A 16829-nucleotide genomic window follows, 5' to 3' on the forward strand; every position below is an offset into this window, starting at 1 on the left:
CAGCGGTCGGGGGTGGGCCTGAAACCGCTCGGGTGGTCGCTCCCACCCCTAACCCCTTTCGCTAGCGGGAGGGGGACTGGGTAGCGCTTTCGAGCAATCTCTCAAAAGTCGGAAAACTCGTCGCGATCGGCGCGGTGTCATCGACCATCACGCCATCGCGGCTCGCCAGCCCGGCTACCGCCATGCTCATCGCGATCCGGTGGTCAAGGTGCGTCGCCACTGCCGCGCCTTCGGGCGTGCCGGGGAGCAGGTCCCCGCCGGTTCCCTCAATAACCAGCCCGTCCTCGCGCTCTTCCACCCGCGCGCCAGCCAACGTCAAGGCGGCGGCCATCGCGGCGAGGCGGTCCGACTCTTTCACCCGCAGTTCGTCCAGCCCGCGAGTGGTCGTGGTGCCCTGCGCCAGCGCGGCGGCGACGAACAGGACGGGGAATTCGTCGATCATGGCGGGCGCGACGGCGGGATCGACATCCACCCCGGTCAGCGCCGAATGCCGCACGCGCAGGTCCGCCACCGGCTCTCCGCCCACCTCGCGCACGTTCTGCTCCTCGATGCTTCCGCCCATCGCCCGCAGCACGTCGAACAGCGCGGCGCGGGTGGGATTGAGGCCGACATTGGCGATCAGCAGGTCGCTGCCCGGCACCAGCAAGGCGGCGACAGCGAAGAAGGCGGCGGAGCTGGGATCGCCGGGAACCACGATCGTCTGCGGGCGCAGCTCCGCTTCGCCGTGAATGCGGATCACGCGCACGCCATTTTCTTCGCCCACCTCCAGCTTGGCGCCGAAACCCCGCAGCATTCGTTCGGAATGGTCGCGGGTGGGGACGGGTTCGATCACCGTGGTGATGCCGGCGGTGTTGAGCCCGGCGAGCAGCACCGCGCTTTTCACCTGCGCAGAGGCCACCGGCAGGCGATAGGTGATCGGCACGGCGGGCGAAATGCCGCGCAGCATCAGCGGCAGGGTGCCTCCGGGGCTCGCTTCGAACGCCGCGCCCATCTGGCTCAAAGGCTCGATCACCCGCCCCATCGGGCGCTTGGAAAGGCTGGCATCGCCGGTGAACACCGCGCGGATTGGATGGCTGGCGACCAGACCCATCAGCAGCCGCGTGCTGGTGCCCGAATTGCCCATGTCGAGCGCCTGCTCCGGCTGGAGCAGCGACCCGACGCCGACGCCGTGAATGCTCCACGTGCCATCTGTCTCGCGCACAATCGTCGCACCCATTGCCCGCATCGCGGCGGCAGTGGCGAGCACGTCTTCACCTTCCAGCAAGCCGGAAACCCGCGTTTCGCCCACCGCCAGCGCGCCGAGCATCAGCGAGCGGTGGCTTATCGACTTGTCGCCCGGCACGGCAATGCGCCCGGTCAGTGGACCGGCGGCGGAAAAGCGCTTGGGGGAGGGCGGGTTGGAATGGCTCACGCGGCAACCTATCTGGCGAATGGACGGCGCGGCTTTGACAGTGCGATAGGCCTATGGCAAGGCGCGCCCGCCTGCGAATCCGCTGCCCAGCGGACCGCATACGAATTTCCCGGAAACCTCCGGACGAGTTTTAAGGACATACACATGGTCAAGCCAGAATGGGGCACCAAGCGCACTTGCCCCAAATGCGGTGAACGCTTCTACGATCTGAACAAGGAAGATCCCGTCACCTGCATCGAATGCGGCAACGAATGGACGCCCGAGCCGGTGCTGAAGTCCAAGCAACCGATCCCGTTCGAGGAAGAGAAGAAAAAGGTCGAGAAGGAATCCGATTCGGACCTGGGTGACGACGATCTGGACGATATCGACGTCGATGACGACGAGGTCTCGCCCGACAACGATGTCGATCTTGGCGGCGACGACGATTTGGGAGTCGATACCGGCGATGACGGGAAAGAAGACGAAATCTGATTTGATCGCTTAATTTGCCCTTGCGTCGGGAACGGCTCGCCCATAAAGGCCTGCCTCCCGGCCGCATTGGCAGTCGGATGCCTGTCTGCTAGACAGGCCAAATCGATGGCGCGGGGCCTTAGCTCAGCTGGGAGAGCGCTACAATGGCATTGTAGAGGTCAGCGGTTCGATCCCGCTAGGCTCCACCATCGAATAGAGACGAGTAACGCCCCGCCACGCTGGCAGGGCATAGTTTTGAGCGGGTCTACGGACTCACGCTGGCTGACGAGGTTTCGTCCGCCGGCGTTTTTGGCATTTGCTTTCGGTGTGCGTTTTGCTCCCCGAAGGCGGCAGTGGAGCAGTGAACGCATGTTCGAAAGCCTGTCCGATCGCCTGAACGGGGTCTTCGACCGCCTGCGCGGTCGCGGTGCGCTCAGCGATCAGGACGTGCGCGATGCCATGCGCGAAGTGCGCGTGGCGCTGCTCGAAGCCGACGTGGCGCTGCCGGTGGCGCGCGATTTCATTGCCCGTGTTACCGAACGGGCAGTAGGCCAGGAAGTGCTGCGCTCGGTCACACCGGGGCAGCAGGTCGTCAAGATCGTCAACGACGAGCTGGTCGAAATGCTCGGCGGCTCCGAAGCCGGTGCCGGCGATGCGGTGCCGCTCAATTTCGATGTTCGCCCCCCGGCCGTGGTGATGATGGTCGGCCTGCAAGGGTCGGGCAAGACCACCAGCACCGCCAAGATCGCCAAGCTGCTGAAGGAAAAGCAGGGCAAGAAGCCGCTGATGGCTTCGCTCGACGTCAACCGTCCGGCGGCGCAGGAACAGCTGGCGATCCTCGGCGAGCAGGCCGGTGTCGCCACCCTGCCGATCGTGGCCGGGCAGCAGCCGGTGGACATCGCCCGCCGCGCGCTCGATGCAGCGCGGCTGCAGAATTTCGACGTGCTGCTGCTCGATACCGCGGGCCGCCTGCATGTCGACGAAGCACTGATGGCGGAAATGAAGGCGGTTGCCGGTGTTTCTACGCCCGCCGAAGTGCTGCTGGTGGTGGACAGCCTGACCGGTCAGGACGCGGTCAACGTGGCGCAGAGCTTCTCCAGCGAAGTGCCGCTGACCGGGGTAGTGTTGACCCGCATGGACGGCGATGCGCGCGGCGGTGCGGCGCTCTCGATGCGTGCGGTGACGGGCAAGCCGATCAAGTTCGCGGGCACCGGCGAAAAGCTCGACGCGATCGAACGCTTCCACCCCGCGCGCGTGGCCGACCGGATCCTCGGCATGGGCGATGTCGTGTCGCTGGTCGAGAAGGCCGCCGAAAGCATCAAGGCGGAAGATGCCGAGGAACTTGCCAAGCGCATGATGGCGGGCAAGTTCGACATGAACGATCTGCGCAAGCAATTGCAGCAGATGCAGAACATGGGCGGGCTGGGGATGCTCGCGGGCATGATGCCGGGCATGAAGAAGGCCAAGGCGGCCATGGCCAACAGCGGCATGGACGACAAGGTGCTGGTGCACATGGATGCGATCATCACTTCGATGACACCAAAGGAACGCGCCAAGCCCGAACTGCTCAACGCCAAGCGCAAGAAGCGCGTGGCAGCAGGCAGCGGCACCTCGGTGCAGGAGGTCAACAAGATCCTCAAGATGCACCAGGAAATGGGCCGCGCGATGAAGCAGATCCGCAAGATGGGCGGGCTGAAAGGCCTCGCGGCGATGTTCGGCGGCGGCATGGGTGGAATGGGTGGCTCGCCGAGCGGTGCGCCCGGCCTGCCAGGTGGCGGAATGCCGGGTCTGCCCGGCGGTCAGCTGCCAAGCGAGCTGCAAGACTTTTTGAAAAAGAAATGATTACAGAAATTTAGTTTGGAAAGGTAATAGACTATGTCAGTTTCAATCCGCCTCTCGCGCGGTGGCGCCAAGAAGCGCCCGTATTATCGCATCGTCGTGGCCGACAGTCGCCGCGCGCGCGATGGCAAGTATCTGGAGCAGCTGGGCACCTACAACCCGCTGCTCGCCAAGGATGACACGAACCGCGTGCGCCTGATTGAAGATCGCATCCGCTACTGGCTGGGCGTCGGCGCACAGCCGAGCGACCGCGTGGCCCGCTTCCTCGATGTCGCGGGCATCAAGGAGCGTCCGGCACGCAACAACCCGAAGAAGGGCGAACCGGGCGACGCCGCCAAGGAACGCGCTGAAGAAAAGGCCGCCAAGGCTGCCGAAGCCGAGGAAGCTGCCAAGGCTGCGGCCGAAGCTCCGGCTCCAGAAACCGTGGAAGAAGCGCCCGCCGAGGAAGCACCTGCCGCCGAGGAAGCACCTGCCGCCGAGGAAGCGCCTGCCGCTGAGGAAGCGCCTGCAGCTGAAGAAGCGCCTGCCGCCGAAGAAGCTGCTCCTGCCGAGGAAGCTCCTGCTGCTGAAGAAAAGGCCGAGGGCTGATCCCCTTGGTTACGGACAAGCCCGTCACTCTCGCCGCCATCGCTGGCGCGCACGGAGTGGCGGGCGAAGTCCGGCTGAAGCTGTTCGGCGAAGGGCTGGCCTCGTTCAAGCCGCACAAGAGCTTCAACAACGGCGCCTTCACGCTCACCAAGCTGCGTGACGACGGAAAGGGCGGGGCGATTGCCCGGTTCGCCGAGATCCCCGATCGCACCACGGCCGAACGGCTGCGCAGCACCGTGCTGACGGTGCCTCGCAGCGCGCTGCCGCTGCTGGGGGAGGGCGAGTATTATCACGCCGATCTGCTGGGCCTCGCGGCGGTCTCCGATGCCGGTGAACCGCTCGGGGAGGTGATCGCGGTCGAGGATTTCGGCGCGGGCGACGTGATCGAGATCCGGCGCCCCGACGGCAAGAAATTCATGGTCCCGATGCGGATCGAAGCCGTGCCGGAGTGGAATGCCGAACAGCTGGTGGTGACCGCAGCTTTCGCGGAGGAATGAAGTGCTTGTCGGGATATTGACCCTGACAATAGGCATCGTGATCCTCAACGGCTTTGCCGCGGGCGTCGTCGCCAGCATTCATCTCTGGGGTGGCAGTTCCACCGTGAGCAAGCGTGCAGCACTCGGTGCCCTCGGTGCGGGAATTGCCGCCACGGTTCTGATCCTCGTGCCGGTCTTGTCTGAAGGTGGCGAAAGCCTGGCAATTGTGGCCGTAATCTGTGCCCTTGTCCTTGCATCGGGCACCGCAGCTTCGCTGCCAGGAGCGATCATTATTTCCCGCAGGATCGGAGACAGCGTTTCGATCGATCCGGATACCTTTGCCTAGCGGCGTAAAGGCCGTTCTGCCGCAAGCATGTTCCGGATATCGGTCGCCGCTATCCCGGCTGCGCCCATCGCGTGCCCGATCTGGTCGAGGCCGATGGTGACATCTCCCGCAGCATAGAGCCCCGCCACAGAGGTGCGTTGCTTCCGGTCCACGATGATGCAGTCCCCTTCACCCACCTTCGCCCCCACGGCCTGCGCCAGTTCGGACCGGACATCGCTGCCGAGGGCTGGATAGACGCTCTCGAAGCTGAGCCATCCCCTGGCAGTCTCGACAGCCAGCCGATCGCCGCGAATGGCGTAGGCGCCGCAAGGGCCAGCCACCCGGTCGATTCCCGCTGCATCCAGCTCTTTGCGGCATTCATCGGGCAGCTCGTGGGCGCTGTCGGGAGAAACCAGCGTCAGGTCGCGGGTGAAGCCGCGCAGGAACAAGGTTTCGGCCGTGCCGTGTTTCCCCGTCCCGATCACGCCCACCCGGCGGTCGATCACTTCATATCCGTCACACACGGGGCAGTAGCGCAGCAGGCCGCGCTCCAGCGCTTCATCGTGCAGGTCATCCGCCATGCCGGGGGGATGACGATTGAACACGCCCGTCGCCAGCAGCACCGTGCGCGCAGTGAAGGCGCCCCCGTCGGTGCCGACTATGAAGTGATCGTCCGCGCGGGCGAGATGGGTCACTCTCTTCTCCTCGCGCACCACTCCGAACTTCAGCGCCTGCTGCATCATGTTCCCGACCAGCTCGGCACCGGGCACCCCATCAGGATAACCCGCGTGATTGTGCGTGCGCGGAATCAGCGTGGCGCGGCTGGTTCCGCAGTCGAACAGCCGGATATCGAGCAGGTACCGCGCCAGGTAAATCGCCGCCGTCAGCCCCGCCGGCCCACCACCGATGATGATGCAATCGTCCATGGCGTGATAACGGGCGGGCTGGCTTATGGCTCCCGGCGAAGTTAGGGCGATGCGATGACCTACGCCGCTACCGTGCTCTCTCTCTCTTCCACGGCTTGAAGCCCGATTGCGGAGCGAAGAAATGGTCGATGTGAAATGGAGCTAAGTTCGACGCAATTGATCCTCACCTGGCTTTCGATCAGTGTCGGGACGGTCTTGGCATCGTACTGGATTAACGTGCTCTGGCGACGGCTTTTGAGATCGACATCCGGATTTGGCTACTGGGCTTCAAGCCTTCTCACCCTGCCATTTCTTTCAATAGGATACGGTCTCTATAGACTTTACCTGTCCGAACCATGTGAGAACTCGTTTGCATTTTGGTGCGATCCTGATTTCGAACGCTTCGACAGCGCTTTCCAATTCATTCTTCTGTGGCCGATCTTCAGTCTTTGCATCTCAATTCCGGTCACCATGTGGTTCACAACCAGACAGAAAGAGACATGACCTTCACCGCCACCGTGCTCACCCTCTACCCGGAGATGTTTCCCGGCCCGCTCGGCGTATCGCTGGCAGGCCGCGCGCTGGAGCGGGGGGACTGGGCTTGCGAGGCGGTGCAGATCCGCGATTTCGCCACTGACAAGCACCGCACGGTCGACGACACGCCCGCAGGCGGCGGGGCGGGGATGGTGTTGAAGGCCGATGTGCTGGCGAGTGCGCTGGATTCGCTGACTCCCCTCCCGCTTGCGGGAGAGGCCGGGGTTGGGCCTGTCGGGATTGAAGCAACCGCTCAGGAACAGGCCCACCCCAACCCCTCGCGCAAGCGGGAGGGGCTTTTAGTGAATCGCCCCATTCTCGCCATGACCCCGCGCGGCAAACCGATCACGCAGGAACGCGTGCGCCAAATCGCCTCCGGCCCCGGAATCGTCCTGCTCTGCGGCCGGTTCGAGGGCTTCGACGAACGCCTGTTCGAGGCCCGGCCGCAGATCGAACAGGTCAGCCTGGCGGACATCGTCCTCTCGGGCGGAGAACCCGCCGCTCTGGCCATACTCGATGCTTGCATTCGCCTGCTTCCCGGCGTAATGGGCGCGGCTTCCAGCGGGGCTGAGGAATCCTTCGAAGACGGATTGCTCGAATACCCGCAATATACCCGACCTGTTGAATGGGAAGGGCGCACGATCCCTGAAGTGCTGCGATCGGGGGATCATGCGAGGATTGCCGCGTGGAGGAAAGCCCGCGCGGAGGAAGACACACGGTTACGCAGGCCCGATCTTTGGGAGCGCCACGGGGGCACTCCGGGTCAGCCTGCCTCTGGCGCGCGGCATGAAGATTAGGACCAACAGGCCATGAACCTGATTCAGCAGCTGGAAGCGGAAGCTATCCAGGCCCTCGGGAAAGACATTCCCGCGTTCCGTGCCGGCGATACCGTTCGCGTCGGCGTAAAGGTTATCGAAGGTACCCGCGAGCGTATCCAGAACTTCGAAGGCGTGTGCATCGCCCGCTCGAACCGGAGCATCAACAGCAATTTCACCGTCCGCAAGATGAGCTTCGGCGAAGGCGTGGAGCGCGTGTTCCCGCTCTACTCGCCGATCGTGGACAGCATCACCGTGGTCCGCCGCGGCGTGGTGCGTCGCGCCAAGCTCTACTATCTGCGCGGGCTGACCGGCAAGCGCGCCCGCATTGCCGAGCGCCGCGAGAACGTGAGCAAGTAAGCGCCGCGCTCAGCGACAGGCAACAAAAAGCCCCCGGGACGCAGGCTGCGTTCCGGGGGCTTTTCGTTTGTGAGGGATCAGGCGAAGATGAAATCTTCGATCCCGATTTGCGCCATGGGCGTATTGAGCAGCGCGATTTCGCCAACCGCACCGATGTCGCTCTTGATCAGCAGATCGTCGGTATTGCCATCGCTGTCGGCATCGACCATTTCGAAGTTCATGTCGGCAAAGGTCAGGCCGTTGCCGCGCAGGTCGATCTTGTCGAGTCCGTTCTGGAAATCGATGATCGTGTCGAAATCCCATTGGCCTCGGAAGACGAAGGTATCGGCATCGGCACCGCCCCTCAGGAAATCCTGGCCGATGCCGCCGTTCAGGACGTCACGCCCGGCACCGCCGAGCAGCACGTCGGTTCCTTCGCCGCCGAACAGCACATCGTTGCCGATGCCGCCGTCGAGCCGGTCATCGCCATCGTCGCCATAGAGGAAATCGCGCCCGGTGCCGCCGCGGACAATATCGTCCCCGTCGTTGCCGTTCAGTATATCGTTTCCGTCGCCGCCATCGATCAGATCGTGACCTTCGCCCCCGGCGATGCGGTCGGCCCCGGCTTCACCGAACAGGCGATCCTGATCCTTGCCGCCGTCGATCCGGTCGTTGCCGAGTCCGCCGTAGATGCGGTCATCGCCTTCTCCGCCGGCGAGAATGTCATTACCGCCAGCCCCGTCGATGAAGTCATTACCCTTGCCGCCATCGATGCGGTCGGCCCCGATATCGAAAGCCTTGCGCCCGCGAGCGTAACCATAGAGAAAATCATCAATTTCGGTCCCGAAGATCAAATCGGTGCCGTCTGTCCCAAAACGAGTAGCCATTACTTGTCTCCTTCAAGAGTTTACAGGACCTCCATCCCTGAATACTTGCTAAACCTGCGACATTGCGCGGAGGCTGAATGCAGCTGTTATCTGCCGTTAAGCATTTATCAGCAGTAGAAATTGCCAAAGTATTGTTAATGCAAGATATTATTTGGAGAACGTTACTGTGTGTTTCGCAAATATTCCGGTGTGGTTCGCCTCGCATCAATGTGCGACCGGGAGAACACAGACTTTAGGCCATGGTCATATTTTCCGAATCGTTGGCGTCGGTTAAATCGGGCGGTGACCAAGTTCGGGGCCGCACGATCGGGACGTTCGACAGTCTTGGCACCCGCGCGCCGCGCTGCCCTTTCGGTGGTCGCTGTCGATAGTCTTGCTTGCCTTCTGTCCCCCAACTCGCCTAGCCATCCTGGCATGAAGCACACTCTCCTCGCGCTTGCCGCGCTCTCGCTTGCCATTCCCGCCACCGCAACTGCCCAGCGTTATGACAGCCGCTACGGCATGGAGCCGGGCGCCCATGACGAGATCGCCTGGGACTTTCTCGAAGGCATCACGACCGAAGTCGGCCCGCGCCTTGCCGGGACCGACGACGAGGCGCGCGGGCGGGCCTGGGCGGTGGAATGGCTGCGCGCGCGCGGTTTTGCCAATGTCGTGGACGAGCCGTTCATGCATAACACCTGGGTGCGCGGGCAGGAGCGGGCGCGGGTGATCGGTGCCTTTGCGCAGCCGCTGGTACTGACGGCGCTGGGATACAGTGGAGCGACACCCGACGCGGGGATCACCGGCGAAATTGTACATTTCGCCAGCCTCGACGAATTGCGCGCGGTTCCCGATGGCAGTCTGGCGGGGAAGATCGTCTATCTCGGCAACGCAATGCGCGCCACGCAGGACGGATCGCATTACGGCTATTTCGGTTCGCCCCGGCGGCAGGGCCCCGGCATTGCCGCGCAGAAGGGCGCAGCGGCGGTGCTGATCCGCTCGATCGGCAGCGATAATGACCGCCTGCCGCACACCGGCGCGACCAGTTGGCCCGAAGGCGTGGAACCGATCCCCGCCGCCGCGCTGAGCAATCCCGATGCCGACAACCTGGAGCGGATGCTCGAACGCGGCGCACCAGTGTCGGTCGAACTGCTGCTCACGCCGCAGCACTTCGGCATGACGCCGAGCGGCAATGTAACCGGCGAGATTGTCGGGCGCGATCCCTCGTTGCCGCCCGTGCTGCTCGCCTGCCATCTCGACAGTTGGGACAATGGCACCGGCGCGGTCGATGACGCTTCGGGCTGCGCCATCGCCGCCGCTTCCGCACTGCGGGTTGCGGAGCAGGGCCAGCCGCTGCGCACGATCCGGGTGCTGTTCGCGGGCGCGGAGGAGACCGGACTGTGGGGCAGCGCCGCCTATTCCGCCGCCCATGCCGATGAGGAAATCGGCGTCGGGCTGGAAAGCGATTTCGGTGCCGGGCTGATCTGGCGGCTGGAGACCAACTTCTCCCGCTCCAACCCGGCGCTGTTCGCGCGACTGGCGCGCGCCGTGGAAGGTTTCGGCGTCCTGCCCGCGCCGCAAATCGTCGCAACGGGAGGGGCAGACCTCAATATCCTGCGCGATCAGGGCGGGGCGATCATCGATCTGCAACAGGACGGCAGCCGCTATTTCGACCTGCATCACACCGCCAACGATACGCTCGACAAGGTCGATCCGGGCGAACTGGCGCAAAACGTGGCGGCGTGGACGGCAGTGGCGGCCGTGCTCGCCAATCATCCCGGCTCCTTCATGGGGGCAGATCCGATTGCGGCCCAATAGACTTGGGTCAAGCGCGCTTGCCGGGAACCGGCGCAAGGTTTAGGGGCACGCGCGCACGAATGGCTGGTCAAGGGCCTGTAGCTCAGCGGTTAGAGCTGGCCGCTCATAACGGCTAGGTCGCGGGTTCGAATCCTGCCGGGCCCACCAGCCTTCGTGCGTTTTGGGGAAATCATGCGTGGGTGAGGGCGGGGCAATCCGCTGCCACCAGCCCGTCGTCATCCCAGCGCGCCACATAGTGCGCCTGCCCGTCCGCAAGTTGCGCGCAGGCAATGTTGGCCCCGTCGGCATAGACTACCGCCAGTGTGCGGCCATACCGGTCCTGCCCCAGCCGGACGATGGAGAGCGCCGCGCCGTCCACCAGCGCTTCCAGCGCGCGCTTCGATGCCTGCCCGTCGCCTGCTACGCACTGCCGGCCCTGACGGCAGGCGCGGGTTTCGGGCGCATCGATCCCGGTGATGCGGATTCGCTCGTCCCCACAGCGGATGGTGTCCCCGTCGGTGACGGAGCAGGCGAGTGTGAGGGCGACGAGTTCGGCGATCATGCCTCCCAGATTGGCGGCAAGGCCGTGCGCTTTCGCGTGGATCAGGCGCCAAAGCGGAGACTTAACCTAAGGGCTATTGCGGGGAAGCGCGGGCGATCTCCACCGATGATCGGCTTTCTTGCTTGCACCGCAACGGTGCTAATCCTAAGGGCCACAGCGGTCCGGGGAGTGGCGCAGCCTGGTAGCGCATCTGTTTTGGGAACAGAGGGTCGCAGGTTCGAATCCTGTCTCCCCGACCATTTTTCGCTGACGCGAAAAATCTGACCGACCTCAGCTATCGATTTTGCGTACGCTCCCGCGCTCCACCAGCCGCACTGGCGCGCGTGCCTTGCCCGGTTGTGCCTCGCCGCCGAGTGCGGCTTCCACAAGCAGCACGCCTGCCTGCCGGAAATCTGGCTCGATCGTAGTCAAAGGCGGGTTGCTGTAGGCACCGCTGCCGAGCCCGTCGAAGCCGACCACGCCGACATCGCCCGGCACCGCCATTCCAAGCTCGCGCAGCCGATTGAGCACGCCTAGCGCAATCGCATCGCAGGCGCAGAAGATCCCGTCGAACACGCGCCCGCTAGCGATCAGCGCATCAAGCGAGTGGCGACCCTGATCCACCCGCAGCGGCGCGTCGACAAACACCGGTTCCGCCGCGTGAAGTCCCGCCTTTGCCAGCATCGCGCGATAGCCGAGATAGCGTTCGCGAAACTGGTTCTGGGTGGTGCCGGTATTGCCGATGAACACGATCCCTCGATGGCCGCCCGCCAGCAGGCGCTCGATCGCCAGCCGCGCGCCTTGCACATTGTCCGAATCCACCCGGTCGTGATCGGCGAAGGGGGAACCCCAGCTTGCCACATCCGCACGGCCCAGCAGCGGGCGGTGGTATTCCCACGCCGCATCGTTGGTGCTGGTGCCGAGCAGGATCACCGCATCGGCCTGCCGCGTCTCGACGTAGTCGCGGTCGAAATGTTCGGGCGCGGACTGGAACGAGACCAGCGCTTGGTAGCCTTTCTCCGCCGCCGCCGCGCAAGTGCTGCCGAGGAGGTTGTAATGGAACGGGTTGATCTCGGTCGCGCCCATGCCGGGGCGGGCGATGACGACGATGGCGAGCGTGCGGGTCTTGCCGCTGCGCAACCGCGCCGCGCGGGAATCGACGCGGTAGCCCAGCGCGTCGGCAGCAGCGCGCACCTTGTCGCGGGTTTGCGGCGTGATCGAGGGGTCCCCCGAAAGCGCGCGGCTGACGGTAGATTGGTTCACGCCCGCTCGCTCGGCCACTTCGAACGAAGTGACACGATAAGTGGGGGGGGTCTCACGCGGCATGGTCGGCATTTGAATCATGGCCCGCCCGCAGCTTATGCAGGGCAGGGGTCGCCATCGGGATGGACAGCATGGTGCTCGCCACCGCGCAAAGCAATACGGCGGTGAAGGTCGCTCCGGTAATGATCTGCTTGTCCAGCAGCACGTTGGCAAAAATGATCAGGATCAGCGCCTTGGTCTGGAGCAGCCAGCCGATCAGCCACGCCTCTCCCGGTTTCCATCTCAGATAACGTCCGGCCAACGCCACGCCGCCCAGCTTGCCCGCCACCGATGCCACCAGCAGGATGCCTGCCGCCGCGAACACCGCCGGGCCGCCGCCGTCCCAGTTGGTGCGCAGGCCGGTGGAAAGGAAGAAGACCGGCATGATGGTGAGGAGGATCGTGTCGCGGAAACGGTCCATTTTCTCCAAGCCGAACCATTCGGCATCGAGCGCCACCCCTGCGAGGAACGCGCCGACCATGTAATGCAGTCCCGCCCAATCCGCTGCGAAGCCGAGCGCCGCGAGCCAGACCAGCCCGATGTACCAGCGGTCCTTCTCTGCCACCCGCGCCATCAGCGCGCGAATGGCAAATACGGCGGGGACGAGCAGCGTGAGGAACATCGCCTGCCGCCCGACCCGCTCCCAATCGAGCAGGATCAGCGCCAGCACACCCCAGATCAACAGGTCATCGAGGCTGGCATACCGCAGGATCCGCTGGCCGAGCGGGCTGCGCAGGATTGCCAGCTTTTCGAGGAACAGCACCAGGATCGGCAGCGCGGTAACGGCCGCGGCCATGCCCATGCCGAGCACGAATTGCCAGTCGCGCCCCAGCGGCCCGATCCAGTCCGAGCGGGCACCGATCTTCAGGATGAGAAACGCCGCGCCGCAGCCCAGCAGCATCGGCATGCCCAGCGCCAGTCCGGCTGTCACTCCGGTTTCCCCGCGCCAGCGCCAGGCCGCCTTCAGGTCCAGCTCGATCCCGGCGACAAAGACGAACAGCATCACTGCCCACCAGGCGATCCCGTTCAGGGCGGTGATGACTTCGGGCGTGAACACGAAACCGTAGGCGTTGGGGAACACGGCACCCAGCACGCCGGGGCCAAGCAGGATCCCGCACAGGATCTGCACCACCACCAGTGGCGCGAAGTAATCGGTGCGCCCCAGTCGCCAGACCAGCCATGGCAAGCCGAAGATGACGATCAGCGCCAGCAGGAACAGTTCGGTGGTGGTGATCGTGATCGGCACGGCCTGCTGATAGCACGCGGATTGGGGGAGTTAAGCCGCGAGTGAAAACCTTTCCCCCGTATCCCCCCTTGTCGCTCCCCGAATTCGCGCTACCTTGCGGGTATGGCTTTCGATGCAATCGCTTCCCTGTTCCAGCACGTCGCAGTGACTGACGGCATCACCGTCCGTGTTGCGGTCAACTTCATGCCCGAACAATCGCGGATCGGGGCGGGGCGCTGGTTCTGGGTCTATCACATCCGCATCGAGAACGGACGGGACGATCGGGTGCAATTGCGGACCCGTCACTGGCGCATCACCGATTCGAACGGGATGGTGAACGTGGTCGACGGCGAAGGCGTGGTGGGTGAAACGCCGGCGCTCGAACCCGGCCAGACTCACGATTACGTTTCCGGCTGCGAGCTCAATACCAATATGGGCGCGATGGAAGGCCGTTACACCTTCGCCCATGCCGACGGGACACTGTTCGAAGTTGCGATCCCGTATTTTCCTCTTGCTGCTCCGGCGGAGCAGGTGTGATTCTCTTCATGAAGCCGCGTCCGCGGCTTCGTCCTCCCGGCTGTTCCCTTCGCTGCGCTTCGGGGCCGGTCCAGGCGGGCATTCGCCCTTGCGTGCCTTTGGCCCGTTCCATGGCCAGAGTTCCCGGTCGCTCTTGCGACCGCAAGCGCGAACGCGCGTCCGCAGGTGCCCCGTAGCGAAGCGGAGGGAATAGCACCGAGGATGGCACGCCCGGACGGGCGGGCCGGGGAAAACCTACCTCACCCTGCTCGGCGCGACGATGACAGCGTTGGCCAGCAACAGGTCCAACCCGTCGAGATACCCCCGCACTGCCGGGTCGTGGGCAAAACCGATGGCCAGGCCGCGACCGTTGGGCTGCGCGATCATGTAAGGCTTGAACGCCATCTGGCGGCGGTTCTCCTCCCACACATAGCCTGCCGCAACCAGATCGGCGGCGGCAGCGTAGCGGACGACATTGACACCATCCGTCAGCGTCAGCGGTGTTAGGATCAGCGAGCCATCGGCAAACACCGTTGGCGGAGCACCGTCGTACCCGGCGGCAAGGAAGTTCTCGCCATCCACCACGGTATTGAGCAGCGCACCGGGCAGGGTATCGGGCTGGCGCGATCCGTCGAGGATGGCCTCGCGGTACTCTCCCTCGTCGGTGATGGCTGTACCGGGCGCGGTATCGCCGTCCCCATCCCCGTCTTCGTCAGGCTCGCCGCCCAACACCGTTTCGCGCCGGGTGGCGAACAGCGCATTGTCGCCGGTGGTGAAGGCTGCAAGCGAGTCGCCGTAGCTCACCAACACCCCGCCAGCTTGGACGAACCGGGCAATCGCGCCGCGTTCGGCTTCTCCTATACCGAAGCTGTCCGGCGCAATCAGAACGTCAAAATCGCCAAGGTCCGCGCGCGCAAGCGTCGCCGCCCGGATCGGCGCAACGGGCAGGCCGAAGCGCTGTTCGATCACGTAACGGGTAGCCCCGGCAGAGAGCGGCGAAATCCGGCCGTCCCATAGCATGGCGATGCGCGGTTCGCTGAGCAGGCGGAAGCTGTCCGAGCCAAGGTTCGGTCCGCTGTCGACCCAGCCCGAAGCGAGCGGGCGGGTTTCCGCGCCGATTTCGCGCGCCAGTTCCACCAGCCGGTCGAGCATGCCGCCGTTGTCGGCATTGGTGAACACCACCGTGCCGCGCGGGAAATCTTCACCACCGGCGCTAAAGGCGGTATCGGTGGTGCGCCCGCGCAGGCCTTCGCGAAGGGCGAGCGCCACAAGCCGCACTTGCCCGCTGTCGGTCCAGGGCACGGCAATGCCAAAGGTCCCGGCCTGCTCGGCGCGATCGGGCATGGGCGCGTCTGCTGCCAGCGCACTTCCGGCAGCAGCCGAAGCGCATTGCGCCACATCCAGCCCGCTCATCTGTCCGACCGACCAGGCCGTGGTGTCGTAAATCTCGTGCGGCAGGTCGCTTGCGCGGCGCGCTTCCTGTCCGGCGATGAAATCGGCGGGCAGCGCGACATCCTCATCGAGCAGGCTGCGGATCAGCCGTGCGGTCGGCTGGCGCATCGACACCGAGAGGTAGCCTTCGGGATAGGAGCGACCGCAGGCCGAGACCGGTCCTGCCACCCGGCCCACGGCCACGCCCTGCGCGACCAGCCGCTGTCCCAGCGCCTCGGCATTCCAGCGACGCTGCGCGAGGTCGATCACATAGGCCCCGTTGCCCACGGCCCCGGCGGCGGTCGTGCGGCGGTATTCGGCGTAGTCGTTCAGGAACATGTCCGCGTTGCGCGCTACCGTCTCCGCTGTAGCCAGCGTGGTAACGAAGTGGTTGCGCACGCCTTCGCTGTAGGTAAGCACGTCGCCGTCATTGCGTTCCCACACCAGCCCGCGTGCGGAGCTCTGTTCGAAAGTCATCGCCACCGCGCCATTGAGCATCGGCCAGGTATCGCCGTAACCCGGATAGAAGGCGTCGAATATTTCACGGGTGAAATAGGGCACCCCCAGCCGATCGAGCCAGGCTCCGTTGTTGCGGCCAAGCAGCCCCTGCCTGGCGCGTTGCTCGGCAGTGATGTAGGGGTTGAACGGGTCAGCGCTCGGGGGGAAGAAATAGGTTTCATCCCCGCCCATTTCATGCGCATCGACGAACACCACTGGTTGCCATTCGCGCACTGCCGCCACCTTGCCGCGTGTTTCGGGCTGGGTCATGGCGAACCAGTCGCGGTTGAGATCGAACAGGTAGTGGTTGAACCGCCCGCCCGGCCAAGGCTGGTCCGGCCCGGCGCTGTAACGGCTGCCCGATGCCTCGATGCCCAATTGCGCGTAGAAACTGTTAGTGAAGCGCGCGCGCCCGTCCGGGTTCTGCGAGGGATCGATGATGACCACGCTTTCGGCCAGGATCATGTCCACCAGCGGATCGCCCTCGGAAGCGAGCAGGTGGTAGGCCAGCACCAGCGCTGCGTCCGTCGAACTGATTTCATCCCCGTGCACGCCGTAGCTGAGCCAGGTCACCGGCACGGAGTCCGGCCCCGGCGCGCCGCCGTTGCCGATTCGTTGCGCGTCCGCCCGGATCGCATCGATGCGCGCCATGTTGGCGGCGCTGGAGAGCACGGCGAAATAGAGCGGGCGGCCTTCCCAGCTGGTGGCGTAGCGCACGAGGCGAACCCGCTCGGGCGCAGCTTCGGCGAGTGCTTCGAGGTAATCGACCACCACTTCGGGACGGGTGATCTGCTCGCCCGAACGATGGCCTGCCACCTGCTCCAGCGTCGGGATCGCCGGATCGAACGTGCCCTCCAGCATACTCTGCGCCTGGGCGGGTGCGGCAAGCAGCGCGGCCAGCGCGAAAGTGGCGGCGAGCAGGGTGCGGATCATCTACAACTCCGGAGGAATTCAACTGGCTGCCTGTGTGT

At 64.7% G+C, this 16829-nt stretch carries 16 protein-coding genes and 3 tRNA genes; 12 read left to right on the forward strand and 7 right to left on the reverse strand.

The window, feature by feature from the left end:
• Window positions 1–61: 61 nt before the first annotated feature.
• Window positions 62–1411, reverse strand: a complete 1350-nt coding sequence (gene aroA, locus JY451_12505; GenBank protein QZH74485.1) for a 3-phosphoshikimate 1-carboxyvinyltransferase — start codon at window positions 1409–1411, stop codon at window positions 62–64.
• Between the two features lie 144 nt (window positions 1412–1555).
• Here aroA and JY451_12510 point away from each other — a divergent pair, with 144 nt between their 5' ends.
• The 6 genes from JY451_12510 (at window position 1556) to JY451_12535 (ending at window position 5110) form a co-directional block, all read left to right on the forward strand.
• Window positions 1556–1882, forward strand: a complete 327-nt coding sequence (locus JY451_12510) for a TIGR02300 family protein (protein QZH74486.1) — start codon at window positions 1556–1558, stop codon at window positions 1880–1882.
• A 112-nt stretch (window positions 1883–1994) separates the two neighbouring features.
• Window positions 1995–2070: transfer RNA gene (locus JY451_12515), tRNA-Ala, on the forward strand.
• A gap of 160 nt (window positions 2071–2230) precedes the next feature.
• Window positions 2231–3703 carry a signal recognition particle protein gene (ffh, locus tag JY451_12520; protein QZH74487.1) on the forward strand — a complete coding sequence of 491 codons (1473 nt, stop codon included), beginning with the start codon at window positions 2231–2233 and terminating at the stop codon, window positions 3701–3703.
• 33 nt (window positions 3704–3736) lie between these two features.
• Complete coding sequence (rpsP, locus tag JY451_12525; protein QZH74488.1) at window positions 3737–4288, forward strand: 30S ribosomal protein S16; 552 nt, start codon at window positions 3737–3739, stop codon at window positions 4286–4288.
• A gap of 5 nt (window positions 4289–4293) precedes the next feature.
• Window positions 4294–4785, forward strand: a complete 492-nt coding sequence (gene rimM, locus JY451_12530; GenBank protein ID QZH74489.1) for a 16S rRNA processing protein RimM — start codon at window positions 4294–4296, stop codon at window positions 4783–4785.
• Window positions 4786–4801: 16 nt separating this feature from the next.
• Window positions 4802–5110: a hypothetical protein gene (locus JY451_12535; GenBank protein ID QZH74490.1), complete on the forward strand. Its 309-nt coding sequence runs from the start codon at window positions 4802–4804 to the stop codon at window positions 5108–5110.
• On the opposite strand, the gene JY451_12540 is transcribed toward JY451_12535, so the two are convergent.
• The gene (locus JY451_12540; GenBank protein ID QZH74491.1) at window positions 5107–6015 is read right to left on the reverse strand and encodes an NAD(P)/FAD-dependent oxidoreductase; all 909 of its coding nucleotides are present in this window, start codon (window positions 6013–6015) and stop codon (window positions 5107–5109) included. The genes JY451_12535 and JY451_12540 overlap by 4 nt on opposite strands.
• 479 nt (window positions 6016–6494) lie before the next feature.
• Between JY451_12540 and trmD the strand changes: the two genes are divergently transcribed.
• Window positions 6495–7325 (forward strand): tRNA (guanosine(37)-N1)-methyltransferase TrmD, encoded by an 831-nt coding sequence (gene trmD / locus JY451_12545; GenBank protein ID QZH74492.1) that lies wholly within the window; start codon window positions 6495–6497, stop codon window positions 7323–7325.
• A 21-nt stretch (window positions 7326–7346) separates the two neighbouring features.
• Window positions 7347–7703 (forward strand): 50S ribosomal protein L19, encoded by a 357-nt coding sequence (gene rplS / locus JY451_12550; protein QZH76715.1) that lies wholly within the window; start codon window positions 7347–7349, stop codon window positions 7701–7703.
• Between the two features lie 77 nt (window positions 7704–7780).
• On the opposite strand, the gene JY451_12555 is transcribed toward rplS, so the two are convergent.
• Window positions 7781–8569 (reverse strand): hypothetical protein, encoded by a 789-nt coding sequence (locus JY451_12555; GenBank protein QZH74493.1) that lies wholly within the window; start codon window positions 8567–8569, stop codon window positions 7781–7783.
• Between the two features lie 414 nt (window positions 8570–8983).
• On the opposite strand from JY451_12555, the gene JY451_12560 reads away from it, so the two are divergent.
• Window positions 8984–10366, forward strand: coding sequence for a M20/M25/M40 family metallo-hydrolase (locus tag JY451_12560; GenBank protein ID QZH74494.1), 1383 nt, complete (start codon window positions 8984–8986; stop codon window positions 10364–10366).
• Between the two features lie 71 nt (window positions 10367–10437).
• Window positions 10438–10513, forward strand: a tRNA-Ile gene (locus JY451_12565).
• A 22-nt stretch (window positions 10514–10535) separates the two neighbouring features.
• Here JY451_12565 and JY451_12570 read toward each other — a convergent pair.
• Entirely contained in the window at window positions 10536–10907 is a 372-nt protein-coding gene (locus tag JY451_12570) for a thermonuclease family protein (protein QZH74495.1), read from the reverse strand.
• Between the two features lie 162 nt (window positions 10908–11069).
• Between JY451_12570 and JY451_12575 the strand changes: the two genes are divergently transcribed.
• Window positions 11070–11146, forward strand: a tRNA-Pro gene (locus JY451_12575).
• 31 nt (window positions 11147–11177) lie between these two features.
• Here JY451_12575 and JY451_12580 read toward each other — a convergent pair.
• Together JY451_12580 and JY451_12585 are read right to left on the reverse strand one after the other, a co-directional pair.
• Window positions 11178–12212 (reverse strand): LacI family DNA-binding transcriptional regulator, encoded by a 1035-nt coding sequence (locus tag JY451_12580; GenBank protein QZH76716.1) that lies wholly within the window; start codon window positions 12210–12212, stop codon window positions 11178–11180.
• Window positions 12202–13422, reverse strand: coding sequence for a cation:proton antiporter (locus JY451_12585; protein QZH76717.1), 1221 nt, complete (start codon window positions 13420–13422; stop codon window positions 12202–12204). Before JY451_12585 ends, JY451_12580 begins: the two co-directional genes overlap by 11 nt.
• Window positions 13423–13551: 129 nt before the next feature.
• On the opposite strand from JY451_12585, the gene apaG reads away from it, so the two are divergent.
• Window positions 13552–13950, forward strand: coding sequence for a Co2+/Mg2+ efflux protein ApaG (gene apaG / locus JY451_12590; protein ID QZH76718.1), 399 nt, complete (start codon window positions 13552–13554; stop codon window positions 13948–13950).
• Window positions 13951–14184: 234 nt separating this feature from the next.
• Here the strand turns inward: apaG and JY451_12595 are convergent, their stop codons facing one another.
• On the reverse strand, window positions 14185–16791 hold the full coding sequence (locus tag JY451_12595; GenBank protein ID QZH74496.1) for a carboxypeptidase: 2607 nt from the start codon (window positions 16789–16791) through the stop codon (window positions 14185–14187).
• Window positions 16792–16829: the final 38 nt, after the last annotated feature.

The organism is Erythrobacter sp. (assembly GCA_019739335.1).
GTDB lineage: Bacteria > Pseudomonadota > Alphaproteobacteria > Sphingomonadales > Sphingomonadaceae > Alteraurantiacibacter.